This window comes from Streptomyces sp. NBC_01454, assembly GCF_036227565.1.
Classification (GTDB): Bacteria; Actinomycetota; Actinomycetes; order Streptomycetales; family Streptomycetaceae; genus Streptomyces.
Window position 1 is genome coordinate 5866882 of the sequence record NZ_CP109460.1, and the last position, 14177, is coordinate 5881058.

A 14177-nucleotide genomic window follows, 5' to 3' on the forward strand; every position below is an offset into this window, starting at 1 on the left:
GCGGCCCGGAACGGGTGGGGCGCGCCCCGCCCCACCAGTCGCTGCGGAGGCCGCCGCAACGGTCGCTGAGGCCCCGCCGCCCCGGTCGCCGCGGACCCGGCACCGCAATGGACACTCCGGCACAGAGGGAGAGGCTCATGGCGCAGGACACCGGCGCTCCTGCCGTCCCCGGCGGGGAGCGGTCCCGGCGGACGATCCTCGTCGCGATCGGGGCGCTGTTGCTCGGCATGCTCCTCGCGGCGCTCGACCAGACCATCGTCGCCACCGCGCTGCCCACCATCGTCAGCGAACTCGGCGGCCTCGACCATCTGTCCTGGGTGGTCACCGCCTACCTGCTGGCCTCGACGGCGGCGACGCCCCTGTGGGGCAAGCTCGGTGACCAGTACGGCCGCAAGAGGCTCTTCCAGACCGCCATCGTGATCTTCCTGATCGGTTCGGTGCTGTGCGGTATCGCGCAGAACATCGGGGAGCTGATCGCCTTCCGGGCCCTGCAGGGGCTGGGCGGCGGCGGCCTGATCGTGCTGTCGATGGCGATCGTCGGGGACATCGTGCCGCCCCGCGAACGCGGCAAGTACCAGGGCCTGTTCGGCTTCGTCTTCGGCAGTGCGAGCGTGCTCGGTCCGCTGCTCGGCGGGCTGTTCGTGGACCACCTCAGCTGGCGGTGGGTGTTCTACATCAATGTGCCGGTCGGCATCGTCGCGCTCGCCGTCATCGCCGCCGTGCTGCACATCCCGCGCAGCCGCACCCCGCACCGGATCGACTACCTGGGCACCGTCACCATCGCCGCGGCCGCCGCCTGCTTCGTCCTGATGGCCTCGCTCGGCGGCGTCAGCTACGCCTGGTCCTCCTGGCGGATCATCGGGTTCGGCGTGCTCGGCGCCGTGCTGCTGGTGGCGTTCGTGGCCATCGAGCGCCGGGCCGCCGAGCCGGTGCTGCCGCTGCGGCTGTTCCGGCTGCGCACCTTCACGCTCACCGCCGTCATCGGCTTCGTCGTCGGCTTCGCGATGTTCGGCTCGATGACCTACCTCCCGACGTTTCTGCAGGTCGTGCAGGGCGTGACTCCGACCCTGTCCGGTGTCCACATGCTGCCGATGGTGCTCGGCATGCTGCTGGCCTCCACCGGCTCCGGCCAGATCGTCAGCCGCACCGGCCACTACAAGGTCTTCCCGATCGCCGGCACCGGCATCGTCGCGCTCGGCCTGCTGTTGCTGCACCAGCTCGAACCGTCCAGCGGCGTGGCCGAGATGAGCGCCTGCTTCTTCGTCTTCGGCTTCGGGCTGGGCCTGGTGATGCAGGTGCTGGTGCTCATCGCGCAGAACGCCGTCCCCTACCGGGACCTGGGCGTCGCCACCTCCGGCGCCACGTTCTTCCGCTCCATCGGCGCCTCGTTCGGCGTCTCCCTCTTCGGCACGGTCTTCACCAACAATCTCCGCCCGCGGATCGCCGACGCCCTCGCCGGGCACCCCCTGCCCCCGGGGGTCGACCCGGCGGGGATCGCCGAGGACCCACGGACCGTGGCACGGCTGCCGGCCGGGCAGGTCGCCGCTGTCCTGAACGCCTACTCCGTCTCCATCACCAATGTGTTCCTCTACGCCGTCCCGCTGGTCCTGGTGGCGTTCGTGCTGGCCTGGTTCCTCAAGGAGGAGCCGCTGCGCGGCAGCGTCACCGCCCCCGACGCCAGCGAGGTGGTCTCCTCCAACCCCGTCCAACGCTCCTCCCGCGACGAGGTCGCCCGTGCGCTGTCCAAACTCGGCAGCATGGCGGGCCGTAAAGACATCTACGAGAAGATCACCGCCCGGGCCGGACTGGACCTCAGACCGGCCGCCAGCTGGCTGATCCTGCGCATCCACCGCTACGGCTCGGTGGAGCCGGGGCTGCTCGCCGAACGCACTCACGTGCCGTACGGGGTGATCGCCGAGGGCGTCCGCCAGATCGAGGAGCGCGGACTCGGCGCCCGCGAGGGGCTGTTGCTGCTGCTCACCGACCGCGGACGGGACATCGCGGACCGGCTCTCGGCGACCCGTCAGCAGTCGCTCGCGGAACTGCTGGGCGACTGGTGGACCGAAGACCGCCCCACCGACCTCACCGAACTCGTCCGGGAGCTGACGGCGGAGCTGTGCGGCTCGGACGCGGAGGAGCCGCACAACAGCGGCACCCGGCGAACGACGCCCCGCACCCCACCGCCTGCGGCACACCCACCCGACCTGGCGAAGTGAGCCCGCCCGCAGGGCAGTTGGCGCCCATGGGCCCGACTCCGCCCCGGCCGTTCAGCCGGACAGAGGGTCGACCCCCAGCCGCTTCTCGAAGAAAATCTCCGCGTAGGGGTCGTCGTGGTACGGAGCGATCTCCGCGAAACCGTGCCGCCGGTAGAGCGCGACGGCCTCCACCAGATCCAGCCGGGTGTCCAGCCGGATCCGCCCGGCGCCCAGCCGCACCGCGGCCGCCTCGGCGGCTCCCAACAGCCGCCCCGCCCCGCCCCGGCCACGCCACCCGGCCCGCACGAACATCTGCTTCAGCTCCGCGGTGCGCCCGTCCAGCAGCCGCACCCCGGCGCAGCCCGCCACCACCCCACCGTGCCGGGCCACCAGCAGCACACCCCGCGGTGGCAGCAGATCGGCACTGGGGTACTCCGCCAGCCCCTCCGCGATCTCCCGCGGCGTGGAGCGGCGCCCCTCGTGCAGGGTGAAGTAGCGGTCGGCCACCTCGGTGTAGTACTGGCGCAACAGCGCCACGGCATCCGGCGAACCGACCGGCTCCGCGGCGACGGTCCAGGAAAGGCGGAGCGGGGCGACGTCACTCATGCCCCCATTGTCGCGGCGGCCGGCAACGACCCACCACACAGCGCTTTTCGAGTGCTGCCGCCGCCGGAAACTCAGCCCTTCCGGGGCCCGGCCTGCTGCACGACCTCAAAGGACCACAGTGTCGACCCGGAGGCGGCGGGCTTGGGCCGCTCGCCACCCCCGTCACCGCCACCCTGCTGGTGCGCGGCCTTCATCGGCCCCTCCATCCACGCCTGGAACGACTCCTCATCCCGCCAGCGGGTGTAGACGAGGTACTGGTCGGTGCCCTCCACGGGGCGCAGCAACTCGAACCACTCGAAGCCGTCGGAGGAGTCCACGGTGCCGGCGCGGGAGGCGAAGCGCTTCTCCAGCACCTCACGCTGTTCAGCAGGGACGGTCAGCACGTTGATCTTGACTACGCTCATGGCTCCATCCTGCCGTACGGGCGGCCCGCGGCGTCCAGCGAGGGGCCCTGCATCCGCTATATGGACTCCATCTCTCACTTCCGCGGCTTGGCGGGGCAACCAACGGGCAGGGTCGTAAACTCCCAAAGGCCCTACCCAGCGGTATCGACTCCGCGGTGATCAGCGCGTGGGCGAGGGAGCGTTTGAGAGCGGGCGGCTGTCTTGGCGGGGTGCTCGACTGCACTCGTTGGGCCACATATAGGGACGCCCCCGTTACCAGAAGGGCTGGCGACGGGGGCGCTGTTCAGAGGCGGCGACGGTGGCCAACCGAACGGTATCGAGCAGTCCGGAGAAGCAGACCGGCGGGATTCCTTTCGGGGCCAGGAGTAACCCTTGACGACGCGCTTTTAGCTGGCGCTCATTCCGCGTTCGGGCCACTCATTTGCCGTGTCGTACATGGCGTTGATTTTTCGAGATGCCTTGAGGAACGTATAGTCCACGTTCCCATCATCAGGCTGCGACCTACGCGTACCCCTGTCCATCGTAAGGTTCCGTGCCATATCCGAGGGGGCATCGCCGAACGAGTAGACGATGGTGTTGCCATCCTCGGAGAGCTTTTTAAAATATACCAGCGCAGCCACTGTTACCACTCACTTTCGAAGTCTTCGCGCTTGTTCAACGGAACCTTGCTTTGCCAATTGTACGATTCGTTGGCGATCCGGTGCGCTTCTTGGTAGGTAGCTCCGGGATGCTCGCGCAGGTACTTGAGCTCCGTGAGTTCGTGCTCCAATAGAATGTGATCTTCTGGTAGCGCGCTCCCGGAACGCAGGCGGATCCAGGTGTCTGCGATTTCAGGGTCGGCATCGAACTTTCGGGTGACAACCTTTCCGGTTTCGTAGTCCTCGATCGGATGCTCTGTATCAAAGACGTGCTTCTTGATGGTGCTGATCTCCTCTTCGGAGAACCCAGTGGACCCGTCTCCCCGCAACACTTCCCGGGTATTTTTGCTAATGGTTCCGATATCTCGGGAATCTTCCATGAAGTTGGCGTAGGAGTTTTCTGCCCACTTGGTCTGCGCGGGGTCATCCAGCAAATCGCGAGGGCGCCGTCGAGCGCCGGTGAGCCATTCATCGTTGGACGCCAGATGGAGTTTTGATGCCGGAATGCCAGGAAGGCGGGCTTCGTTGAAGGTTCTCAGCCCACGGGCTGCGCCCCCTAGGGCACCCCCAAGGGCTCCGCCCATCAAGCCGGCCGAGGCGGCTTCGTTCAGGTTGATGCCCTTCTGGTCGCCGAGGAGGTTGCGGCCGCCCTGGGCAACGACGACATCTACGGTGATGGCCTCGATCCCGCCTATCGCGGCAGTGGCCAGGACGGTTCCGGCGATCTCGGCGACGGTGGCGGACACGGCGACGCCAGCTGTGCCGGCCGCAGCGACGATTGCCTCCGTGGCTCCGGCGGCGGCGACTTCGCTGAGGCCGCCTGTGAAGAGGGCCAGTGCCGTACCGGCGACCAGTACGGCGCCGGCGATCTCCAGCTCGTGCTCTATCTTCTTCTTGGCTTCCGCTATCTGGTCCGCGAACTTGTCGAGTGCCTTGGCCATGTCCCGCGCTGATTCGGCCAAGTCGTCCAGGTAGCCCTTTCCGCCGCTGTGGTACTTGCGCCAGAAGGAAGCGAAAGATTCGATCGATTGGCCCTTGTTGTTGTCGATGACATCTTGTGCCGACTTGTGCGCCGACCATGTGATGTCTTTGACGTCTTCGGCGAAGTCCCGCCAAGCCTGTGCGGCTTCTCGGAGTCGATCCTCATCACCCTCCGGCCACCACATGCCGGTGAGGTCCTGGACGATCTCCTTGGCCTTGTCTCCGGCGCTCAATGCCCACCGCCGTCGTTGCGCTTGAACCCTGCAGCGTTGGAGCGATCCGCGGCCTCGTGGTTATCAGCCATGTCCTTCATGGTCTTGGCGATGCTTTCCAGCCCCTTCACCAAGACTTGGGCGGCACGCTCGATTTCGGTGCGATGTGGCCTGTAGAGGTGCCCGAACTTCTTCCCTTGTTCGTCGTCCCCCCCCAGGGCGCTCCGAGCCCATCGAGTGTGTGCTTCAGCTTCTCCGTCGCTTTCGCCAAGGCGACGGATTCCCTGTGAAACGTCGGCGCTTCGCTCTTCAGCTGGTGTGTGTCTATGTCGAAGCCAGAGGCAGCCACGAGTCCCCCTTAATGCTCATCTCAGTACGCTACGAGTTTACTCTGCGCCACTGACGGTGGCACCTAACCGGCTTACGCTGCCCACCTGTTAGTCGAGTCCCGACGATTGCGCACATTACGTCCCATCAGATGCAGCCAAGTCGTGGCTCAAACTCGCCATTAAGTGTGCGCTGTTCAAGGCATAGGACTGGTCCGGGGCGAGATGAAGCCTCTGACTGGTGCTTGATTCAACTCAACTTAATCTGTTGAGTGCTCACGATAGGGCGCCGCAACCAGGGGCGCCGAGAATGGCGAGCATCGGCATCATCACGGTGCGGGCTACGCCGAAGGCAGCTTGCTCCCATGTGACGCAGGTTTGGTGTCCGGGCATCGCCACACCGTCCCAGCAGACCCACCGTCATGCCGACGATGAACGCAGTCAAGTACCGTGCCCAGAACGAGCAGTAGTCTGCCGCAAGAGCACCGCAGGTTCTCCTTGATGCATAGCCCAGCCATGGTGGCTGGGGTACAAGGCGCCGCGTGCGTTCTCCCGCGGCTCAAGCATCAGTGGTACATCAAGCATCCGTTACGGCCGCAGCGGCTCTCGCACCAGTTGTCGGCGTGCCGGCGTGGTCGGGAACGCCGAGGGCCCGGCCGGATGTCTCCGGTCGGGCCCTCGGCGTAGTACGGGTGCGGGTCGGTCCGCGGGGCGGACGGGTCAGGCCGTCGAACCGGCCGTGGCGGGGCGGTGGGCCGCCTCTCGGAGCTCCTGGGCCTCCGCCTCGGTCTCGACGGCCGGGGGCGAGCCGGGCAGCGGCTTGCCGGCGCTCTCCGACATCATCAGGACCGCGATACCGCCGATCACGGCCGCCGCCATCATGTAGTAGGCGGGCATCATCTTGTTGCCGGTCGCACCGATCAGGGCGGTGACCACCAGCGGCGTCGTCCCGCCGAAGAGCGACACGGAGACGTTGAAGCCGATCGACAGCGAGCCGTAGCGCACCTTGGTCGGGAACAGCGCGGGCAGTGCGGACGGCATCGCCGAGGTGAACGTGACCAGCAGCAGGCCGAGCGCGGCCATGCCCAGCGCGATGGCGACCAGCGATCCCTGCCGGATCAGCAGCAGCGCGGGAACCGACAGCACCAGGAAGCCCACGCAGCCCGCGCCGATGACCGGACGGCGGCCGAAGCGGTCGGTGAGCCGGCCCGCGAGCGGCTGGACGCCCATCATCAGGACCATCACGGCGAGCACGACCAGCAGCCCGTGCGTCTCGTCGTACTTCAGCTCCGAGGTCAGGTAGCTCGGCATGTACGACAGCAGCATGTAGTCCGTGACGTTGAAGACCAGGACCAGGCCGATGCACAGCAGCATGGACCGCCACTGGCCGAAGATCATCTCGCGGATACCGATCCGCTTCTCGACCTCGCGGCGCTCCTTCTCCTTGCTCCGCGCCTCCTTCTCCAGCTGCGCGAAGGCCGGGGTCTCCTCCAGCCGCAGCCGCAGGTAGAGGCCGATGATGCCCATCGGTCCGGCGATCAGGAACGGGATGCGCCAGCCCCAGGAGTTCAGGTCACCGGTGGACAGCAGCGCGGTCATCAGGGTGACCAGGCCGGCGCCGCCGACGTAGCCGGCCAGCGTGCCGAACTCCAGCCAGCTGCCGAGGAAGCCGCGCTTCTTGTCGGGCGCGTACTCGGCGATGAAGGTGGAGGCGCCGCCGTATTCGCCGCCGGTGGAGAAGCCCTGCACCAGACGGGCGACGAGCAGCAGGATGGGCGCGCCCACGCCGATGGAGGCGTAGGACGGGATCAGACCGATGGCGAAGGTGCCCGCCGCCATCATGATCATGGTGATCGCGAGGACCTTCTGCCGGCCGATCCGGTCACCGAGCGGCCCGAAGACCATGCCGCCGATGGGGCGCACCAGGAACGCCGCCGCGAACGCTCCGAACGTCGACAGCAACTGCGCGGTCGGGTTCCCGGACGGGAAGAAGACATGCCCGAGGGTGACCGCGATGTAGCTGTACACGCCGAAGTCGAACCACTCCATCGCATTGCCGAGCGCGGCCGCCGACACGGCGCGCTTGACCATCGCGGGGTCGACGACGGTCACCTCGCCCGAGGCCGCTGTCGCCGGATCCGCCGCCTGTTTCCGCTGCGGATCGGGTGCGGTCTCGGCACGGCGGCCGACGGGATTACGGGGCCCGGGGTCGACGGGGGACTGCGTCGGCACGTGCTCGCTCGCCTGCGCTCTCTTTGGACGACAACATGACACCGCCCGCCATGGCGTGGCGGGCCAGAGCCCGTCGGGGAGCGACGGGCAAAGGTCGACCATAGGGGCAGACCGGATCATCACGGACAGTGCGCGGATGACCGCGCAGTCGGCCGTATACCCGCTCCTTGCTGGGGAAACGCACTGTGCGCGAGCGATTTCCGGCCCTCGCCTCTGTGATCCATATCGCGATGATCCGCTGCAACCATCGGCGGATTGTGACGTGCGCCACGTGAAGTCATGAAGTCATGAAGTCGAAGGGGGGCGTACGGGCGAGGGGCGGGCCGGAGCGCGAGAACGGCGCGGCGGCACTTGGCACCGCCGCGCCGATGTGGATCGTCGCGTTCTCTCAAGGATCAGCCATGACCGCCCACCCCGCCACTCGGACGTGGGTCCGGCCGGCCGGTCGGCGTGCTGGACGCCCACCTCGGCCACACCAGCCCTGTCACGGCACCTACGCCCCGTCCGTCACAGCATCCACGCCCCGTCCGTCACGGCATCCACGCCTCGTACGTCACGGCATCCACGCCTCGTACGACATCACCTCACCGGACCTGATCCTGAACTCCGGATGGTTCTTGGTGAAGGTGACCTCCAGGCCCAGAAGTTCGCCGGTGCGCGGGTCGAAGATCACCATCTGGCGGGTGGAGTCCATGGCGCCGTCGGGGCCGTCGTACACATACGCCTGTCCGCGCCGGCCCAGCCGGTCGGTGACCGTGCCCGCCTGGCGCAGCCCGCCCGCGTCGGCCAGCATCCGGACGATGGCCGCGGTCTCCCGGGGCCCCGGTGTCCACTCCTGGCGGAAGGAGGAGAGCGCCGAGAGGAGTTGCCCCGTGGTGCGGTTGCCGTCCGGTCCGCCGTAGAGCCACGACAGCTGTGCGCGCAGCTTCGCGGGGTCCGTCGAGGGCCGGGTACGGGAGGCCAGGCCGCTGTGCCGGGCCTCCGAGCCGGCCGGATAGGTCGTGTCGTGCAGGACCTTGCCGTCGCTGACATGTCGCCAGTGGCCGTCGTTGTCGTGGATCACCGGGCGGCCCGGGTGCCGGGGGTCGGTGGCCACGACCAGTTCCGAGCCGCTGCCGTCGGCGTTCCAGTGGGTGATCCGCTCCTCGGGCACGGTGACCGGCGGCGCGGCGTGCGGGCCGGTCTCCATGCTCATGTACCAGGTCTGCAGATGGCTGCCGCGCCGCGGCCCGTCGGCGGCGCCGGCCGACCCGGCAAGGGCCTCCGCCCGGCGGGCGAGGGTGTCCAGCGAGACGGACGGCGCACCGGTGTGCAGGGTGAGGGCGGCGGGCGCGGCGACGGCGGGGCTGCTGCCGGCACCGGAGAAGGTGAGCGCGAGGGCGGCGACGGCGGCCAGCGACGCGGCGGTCAGGCCCAGCACCAGTCGCCGCCGGGGCACGGGGTGCGGACGGGCACGGCGGCCGGCGCCGGCCGCCGGCTCCGTCAGGTCCGTCAGCTCTGTCAGCCGGCGCTCCGCCCGGGCGGTCAGCGGGCGGTCGCGCCAGGAGCCGTCGTCGGCCGGGGCGGGGTCGGCCTGCCGCAGCAGCTCCAGTTCGTCAGTCATGGCGGCGGCCTCCCGCTCGGGTCGGTACGGGGTGGGGGGACAGGGGGTGAGGGAGGGCAGGTCGGGCGGCCGGACGGGGGGCCGGCGGCAGCGGTGCGGGCCTTGTCGCGGGCGGTGGCGCACCGGTCGGGGCGCCGGCCTCGGCCCCGGGGGTGTCCTTGCTCCGGGTGGTGTCCTTCTGCCGCATCCGCGCCATCCGCATCCGCTCTATCTGCGTACGGAGCCGGCCGCGCGCCCGGTGCAGACGCATGGCGGCCGCGCTCTGCCCGCACCCGAGGGTCACCGCCAGTTCCCCGACGGTCAGTTCCTCCCAGGCGGTCAGCCGCAGCACCTCCTGGTCCGCGGGGGAGAGGCGGGCCAGCGCCTCGTGCACCCAGGACCCGGGCCGCTCCGCCGCCGGGCCGTTGTCCACGGGCTGCCGCTGCCGCGCCGCCTCGTGGTGGCCGAGCCGGTGCAGCAGCCGCCGGTAACGGCCCAGCCCCCGCACGGTGTTGGCCAGACAGTTGCGAGCCACCCCGTACAGCCAGGGCAGTGGCGCGTCGGGGAGTTCGGCGCGGCGTCTCCAGGCGGTGGAGAAGACCTCCGCCACGACTTCCTCGACCTCGTGTGCCTGCCCGTCCAGCCGTCGCGCCACGAAGCGGCTGACCGCCCAGTAGTGCGCGCGATAGGCCTCGGCGAAGGCGTCGTCCGTGCTCATGAACCCTTGGTGTCCGGCATGGACCGGATCATCACACCCGGCCCGGTGAGACTTCCCACGCCCTCCCGCGGGCCCCGGTCCCCGCGGGCGGTGAGGTGTGCGGCGGTGCCGGACACCTAACGGGCATGAGGTTTCCCGTGAAGTGGTGGACGACCACCGACCACAAGACGATCGGCACGCTCTACCTGGTCACCGCGTTCGCCTTCTTCTGCGTCGGCGGACTGCTGGCGCTGGTGATGCGCGCCGAACTGGCCCGGCCGGGCCACCAGATCATGTCGAACGAGCAGTTCAACCAGGCGTTCACGATGCACGGCACGATCATGCTGCTGATGTTCGCGACGCCGCTGTTCGCCGGCTTCGCGAACTGGATCATGCCGCTGCAGATCGGCGCGCCCGATGTCGCCTTCCCCCGGCTGAACATGTTCGCCTACTGGCTCTATCTCCTCGGCTCGCTCATCGCGGTGGGCGGGTTTCTGACGCCGCAGGGCGCGGCCGACTTCGGCTGGTTCGCCTATGCGCCGCTGTCCGACTCCGTGCATTCCCCCGGAATCGGCGCCGATATGTGGATCATGGGCCTCGCTTTCTCCGGCTTCGGCACGATCCTCGGTTCGGTCAACTTCATCACGACGATCATCTGCATGCGGGCACCGGGCATGACGATGTTCCGGATGCCGATCTTCTGCTGGAATGTGCTGCTGACCGGTGTACTGGCGCTGCTGGCCTTCCCGGTGCTGGCAGCGGCGCTGCTCGCGCTGGAGGCGGACCGTAAATTCGGGGCGCATGTCTTCGATGCCGCGAACGGTGGTGCGTTGCTCTGGCAGCACCTCTTCTGGTTCTTCGGCCATCCAGAGGTGTACATCATCGCCCTGCCGTTCTTCGGCATCATTTCCGAGGTCATTCCGGTGTTCTCCCGGAAGCCGATGTTCGGCTATATCGGTCTGATCGCGGCGACGGTTTCGATCGCCGGTCTTTCGGTCACGGTGTGGGCGCACCACATGTATGTGACGGGCGGCGTGCTGTTGCCGTTCTTCTCCTTCATGACGTTCCTCATCGCGGTGCCGACGGGTGTGAAGTTCTTCAACTGGATCGGCACGATGTGGAAGGGCTCACTGTCCTTCGAGACGCCGATGCTGTGGGCGATCGGCTTCCTGATCACCTTCACCTTCGGTGGTCTGACCGGTGTCATCCTGGCCTCGCCGCCGATGGACTTCCACGTCTCCGACTCGTACTTCGTGGTGGCGCACTTCCACTACGTGGTCTTCGGCACGGTCGTCTTCGCGATGTTCGCCGGGTTCCACTTCTGGTGGCCGAAGATGACCGGCAAGATGCTGGACGAGCGGCTCGGCAAGATCACCTTCTGGACGCTGTTCGTGGGCTTCCACGGCACCTTCCTCGTCCAGCACTGGCTCGGCGCGGAAGGCATGGTGCGGCGTATCCCCGACTATCTCGCGGCCGACGGCTTCACCACCTTGAACACCGTCTCCAGCATCTTCTCCTTCCTCCTCGGGCTCTCCCTCCTGCCATTCCTCTACAACGTGTGGAAGACCGCGAAGTACGGCGAAAAGGTCACCTCCGACGATCCCTGGGGATACGGCCGTTCGCTGGAATGGGCGACGTCCTGCCCGCCTCCCCGGCACAACTTCCGTACGCTGCCGCGTATTCGCTCCGAATCCCCGGCCTTCGATCTGCACCACCCGGAGAGCGCACGCGAGACCGGGGCCCTGGCGGACGCCGAGCACACGCCCGCCACCGGAATCGGGGCACGCATATGAACGAGGGAACGCAGATGGGCGAAGGAAGGCGGAGCGGCGAAGGCGCGGGACCGGGCGGCCGAATGCCCGGCGGAGGGAGCCTGCCGCACACGGGAGAAATGCCGGGGGTCGACGGCACGGCGAGGGACCGGGCCATCAACGAGATCGAGGGATTTCTCCTCTGGGAGGCGGAGAAGGGCCGGGCACGCCTTCGCGCGGAAGCCTTCTGCGCCGGTCTGCCCTGGCTCACCGACACCCAGCGGCGGGAGGTGGAGCTGCACTACCGCCGCGACCAGCGCGATGCCACCTGGGCGTATCTGGAGCGCATCGCGGTCCGCAGCGCCACCCTGCGGGCCGAATACGAGGGCGTCTACCGGGCCCTGCGGCGACGGCTGATCACCGCGGTCGTCAGCGGCACGGTCGCCGTGGCGGCGCTGGTGGCCGTGGCGGTCGCCCAGATGGCGGTGCGCCGAGGGTGACGCCCGGGTCGTGCGCCGAGGGTGACGCCCGCGGGGGGGGCACGGCCGTCACCCGGGCCGGTGTGCCGGCGCGCCGCTCAGCCGGTGACGGTGATCTGGGAGGCGGGGTCGGTGGTGTCGGCGACCTTGTAGGTGGCGTTGAAGAGCGAGCTGGTCGCGGTGGTCGGGCAGCCGAACCCGCCCACCACCTTCACCGGCACCGCGGCGTTGGTGAAGGTGAGCGTGGACGGCGCGCCGTTGGTCCAGGTGCCGGCCACCGTCGCCGCCGCGGTGGGGGCCGCGGTGACCGTGCAGGACGCCAGCCCACTGGTCTTGAGGACGAAGCCGCCGGTGGGGATGGTCAGTCCGGCGGTCACCGGCGCCCCGTTCTGCATGGCGACGCCCCAGGTGCCGGTCGTGGTGACGCTCGCACTGACCCCCGGCAGGCTCGTCGTGCAGGAGCCGTACGTCGCCGGAGTCGTGGAACTGCTCACCGGTCCGGCCGGGTTCCGGTTGCCGGGCGCGGCCGGGACCTGCCCGCTGGAGGTCGAGGTCGTACAGGTCACCGTCACCGCACCGGCCTTGAAGGTGGCCTTGCCGCTGAGCGTGGCGGTGAAGCCGTGACCTGCCGGGCTCACGGTCGTGGACGGGGCGAGCGGCGCCGCTCCGGCGGGCAGTGCCACCGCCGGACCCGTCACGGCGAGCGGCAGGGCGAGGGCCGCGGCGATCCCGGTGCCGGCGGCACACCCCACGCGTCTGCGATGGGTACGGCGGGCGGGGTGCGTCATCGTCATCGTGGGTCTCCTTCAAGGGGGGTGGGTGCCGCGGGGGCCTCGGAAGCCGCGACGGCCTCGGGAGCCGTGGCGGTCTCAGGTGCCGCGGGGGCCTCGGGCGCCGTGGGGGCGCCGGATTCCGCGGGGGTGGCCGGCTGCCAGGCGAAGATCATCGAGCCGCCGAGAATCCCGAGGACGGTGCCGAGCAGAAAGCCGCCGAGGTTGGACATCACCAGCGCGGCCGCCGCGCACAGCACGGTGAGCACCCCCGCCATGCCCCGGTAGTGCGGGGCGAACCACGCCGAGAGCCCCATCACGATCATCACCAGCCCCATCAGCACGGACGGGATGCCGGCGATGCCCTGTTGCAGCATGATCTTCAGCGGCGCCAGGGGGAGGGCGCAGATCTCGGCGCCGGCGAGGATCGCCGTCAGACCGCCCCAGAAGGGCCGGCCCTTCCGCCAGCGCCGCCAGGTCAGAAGCATTCCTTGGTGCCCTTGGAGATCTTCATGTTCAGGCCGGACAGCTTGAAGGTCCCCGCGTTGGTGGCCCAGGCCGTCTGCCGCAGGCTGTTGATGCTGACGTCGTCGGCCTGCTGGGCGAAGAGGTCCTGCATGCCCTGGCCGCTGTCCGGTCCCTTGTCGAGGGTGGAGGCGTCCCGGCCGATCTCGATGCCGTGGAACGACGCGTCGCCGGAGAGCTGGGTGGCGTCCACGAAGAGGTTGGTCGCCTCGACGGGCGTGCTGCCCGTACCGGCGCTGAGGTGGAGCGAGATATCGCCGATGACGGGCAGATGCGTGACCACCGACTGGCACAGGTGGTGCATCCGTGCGGTCTTGATGGCGGTGACGGCGACCGGCAGGAGATCTCCCCTGGCGTTCGTGTCCACGCTGCCGTACTGGGCGAAGCCGTCGCCCGTGAGGCTGTCGGCGGAAACCTTGAACTGCTGTCCCGAGACGGCGAACGAGGCCGCCAGCGCCCCGTTGGCCAGGGCGATGCCCAGGGCGGCGGTGCCGACGAGGGCCGGGACGGACAGCGCGGCGAACCTGCGCCATCTGATGCGTCCCGTGACGGGTCTGCCGGGTGCGTCCTTCATAACGGTGTGTCCCCTTCGAAGAGCAAGGAAGCGCGCTGTCGAACCGTGTGGGGGTGCCTGTGTGTGGTGCGGCGTGGGTGCGGCGTGCTGCGTGGGTGTGACGTGCTGCGTGGGCCGGAGACGCGCGGGGCCGGCGTGTGCGGGTGTGGGGAAGAACGTGCGGTTCGGCCGGAGACGCTGCGGAGCGGTGCGCGACGAGGGCGAA

12 protein-coding genes are annotated in these 14177 nt (G+C 68.9%); 3 read left to right on the forward strand and 9 right to left on the reverse strand.

Features of this window, described 5'->3' with window-relative positions; all coding sequences use genetic code 11:
• Positions 1 to 107 precede the first annotated feature (107 nt).
• Positions 108 to 2216 carry an MDR family MFS transporter gene (locus OIU81_RS25995; RefSeq protein WP_329151563.1) on the forward strand — a complete coding sequence of 703 codons (2109 nt, stop codon included), beginning with the start codon at positions 108 to 110 and terminating at the stop codon, positions 2214 to 2216.
• Between the two features lie 51 nt (positions 2217 to 2267).
• Here the strand turns inward: OIU81_RS25995 and OIU81_RS26000 are convergent, their stop codons facing one another.
• The 6 genes from OIU81_RS26000 to OIU81_RS26025 all read right to left on the reverse strand — a co-directional run bounded on the left by OIU81_RS26000 (position 2268) and on the right by OIU81_RS26025 (position 9894).
• Entirely contained in the window at positions 2268 to 2801 is a 534-nt protein-coding gene (locus OIU81_RS26000) for a GNAT family N-acetyltransferase (protein ID WP_329151564.1), read from the reverse strand.
• Positions 2802 to 2872: 71 nt separating this feature from the next.
• On the reverse strand, positions 2873 to 3205 hold the full coding sequence (locus tag OIU81_RS26005; protein WP_329151565.1) for an antibiotic biosynthesis monooxygenase family protein: 333 nt from the start codon (positions 3203 to 3205) through the stop codon (positions 2873 to 2875).
• 622 nt (positions 3206 to 3827) lie between these two features.
• Positions 3828 to 5057: a WXG100 family type VII secretion target gene (locus tag OIU81_RS26010; RefSeq protein ID WP_329151566.1), complete on the reverse strand. Its 1230-nt coding sequence runs from the start codon at positions 5055 to 5057 to the stop codon at positions 3828 to 3830.
• Between the two features lie 1025 nt (positions 5058 to 6082).
• On the reverse strand, positions 6083 to 7594 hold the full coding sequence (gene proP / locus OIU81_RS26015) for a glycine betaine/L-proline transporter ProP (protein WP_443074046.1): 1512 nt from the start codon (positions 7592 to 7594) through the stop codon (positions 6083 to 6085).
• 553 nt (positions 7595 to 8147) lie between these two features.
• A complete protein-coding gene (locus OIU81_RS26020; protein ID WP_329151567.1) occupies positions 8148 to 9197 on the reverse strand; it encodes a CU044_5270 family protein in 1050 nt (349 codons plus the stop codon).
• Positions 9190 to 9894, reverse strand: a complete 705-nt coding sequence (locus tag OIU81_RS26025; RefSeq protein WP_329151568.1) for an RNA polymerase sigma factor — start codon at positions 9892 to 9894, stop codon at positions 9190 to 9192. Before OIU81_RS26025 ends, OIU81_RS26020 begins: the two co-directional genes overlap by 8 nt.
• 125 nt (positions 9895 to 10019) lie before the next feature.
• Here OIU81_RS26025 and ctaD point away from each other — a divergent pair, with 125 nt between their 5' ends.
• Both ctaD and OIU81_RS26035 read left to right on the forward strand, forming a co-directional pair.
• Positions 10020 to 11666: an aa3-type cytochrome oxidase subunit I gene (gene ctaD, locus OIU81_RS26030; RefSeq protein WP_329151569.1), complete on the forward strand. Its 1647-nt coding sequence runs from the start codon at positions 10020 to 10022 to the stop codon at positions 11664 to 11666.
• Positions 11667 to 11764: 98 nt separating this feature from the next.
• Positions 11765 to 12124 (forward strand): hypothetical protein, encoded by a 360-nt coding sequence (locus OIU81_RS26035; RefSeq protein ID WP_329151570.1) that lies wholly within the window; start codon positions 11765 to 11767, stop codon positions 12122 to 12124.
• A 77-nt stretch (positions 12125 to 12201) separates the two neighbouring features.
• Here OIU81_RS26035 and OIU81_RS26040 read toward each other — a convergent pair whose 3' ends face one another.
• From OIU81_RS26040 to OIU81_RS26050, 3 genes are read right to left on the reverse strand one after another with little or no spacing between them, the layout of a single operon-like run.
• Entirely contained in the window at positions 12202 to 12897 is a 696-nt protein-coding gene (locus tag OIU81_RS26040) for a hypothetical protein (RefSeq protein ID WP_329151571.1), read from the reverse strand.
• Positions 12894 to 13361 (reverse strand): DUF6114 domain-containing protein, encoded by a 468-nt coding sequence (locus tag OIU81_RS26045; RefSeq protein ID WP_329151572.1) that lies wholly within the window; start codon positions 13359 to 13361, stop codon positions 12894 to 12896. Before OIU81_RS26045 ends, OIU81_RS26040 begins: the two co-directional genes overlap by 4 nt.
• Positions 13352 to 13972 carry a DUF6230 family protein gene (locus OIU81_RS26050; protein ID WP_329151573.1) on the reverse strand — a complete coding sequence of 207 codons (621 nt, stop codon included), beginning with the start codon at positions 13970 to 13972 and terminating at the stop codon, positions 13352 to 13354. Before OIU81_RS26050 ends, OIU81_RS26045 begins: the two co-directional genes overlap by 10 nt.
• Positions 13973 to 14177: the final 205 nt, after the last annotated feature.

What these genes read in the sequence shown, in the direction of transcription:
- OIU81_RS25995 (WP_329151563.1), top strand. Translation starts at nt 108, where the DNA reads ATGGACACTCCGGCACAGAGGGAGAGGCTCATGGCGCAGGACACCGGC.
- OIU81_RS26000 (WP_329151564.1), bottom strand. Translation starts at nt 2,801, where the DNA reads ATGAGTGACGTCGCCCCGCTCCGCCTTTCCTGGACCGTCGCCGCGGAG.
- OIU81_RS26005 (WP_329151565.1), bottom strand. Translation starts at nt 3,205, where the DNA reads ATGAGCGTAGTCAAGATCAACGTGCTGACCGTCCCTGCTGAACAGCGT.
- OIU81_RS26020 (WP_329151567.1), bottom strand. Translation starts at nt 9,197, where the DNA reads ATGACTGACGAACTGGAGCTGCTGCGGCAGGCCGACCCCGCCCCGGCC.
- OIU81_RS26025 (WP_329151568.1), bottom strand. Translation starts at nt 9,894, where the DNA reads ATGAGCACGGACGACGCCTTCGCCGAGGCCTATCGCGCGCACTACTGG.
- ctaD (WP_329151569.1), top strand. Translation starts at nt 10,020, where the DNA reads ATGAGGTTTCCCGTGAAGTGGTGGACGACCACCGACCACAAGACGATC.
- OIU81_RS26035 (WP_329151570.1), top strand. Translation starts at nt 11,765, where the DNA reads ATGCCGGGGGTCGACGGCACGGCGAGGGACCGGGCCATCAACGAGATC.
- OIU81_RS26040 (WP_329151571.1), bottom strand. Translation starts at nt 12,897, where the DNA reads ATGACGATGACGCACCCCGCCCGCCGTACCCATCGCAGACGCGTGGGG.
- OIU81_RS26045 (WP_329151572.1), bottom strand. Translation starts at nt 13,361, where the DNA reads ATGCTTCTGACCTGGCGGCGCTGGCGGAAGGGCCGGCCCTTCTGGGGC.
- OIU81_RS26050 (WP_329151573.1), bottom strand. Translation starts at nt 13,972, where the DNA reads ATGAAGGACGCACCCGGCAGACCCGTCACGGGACGCATCAGATGGCGC.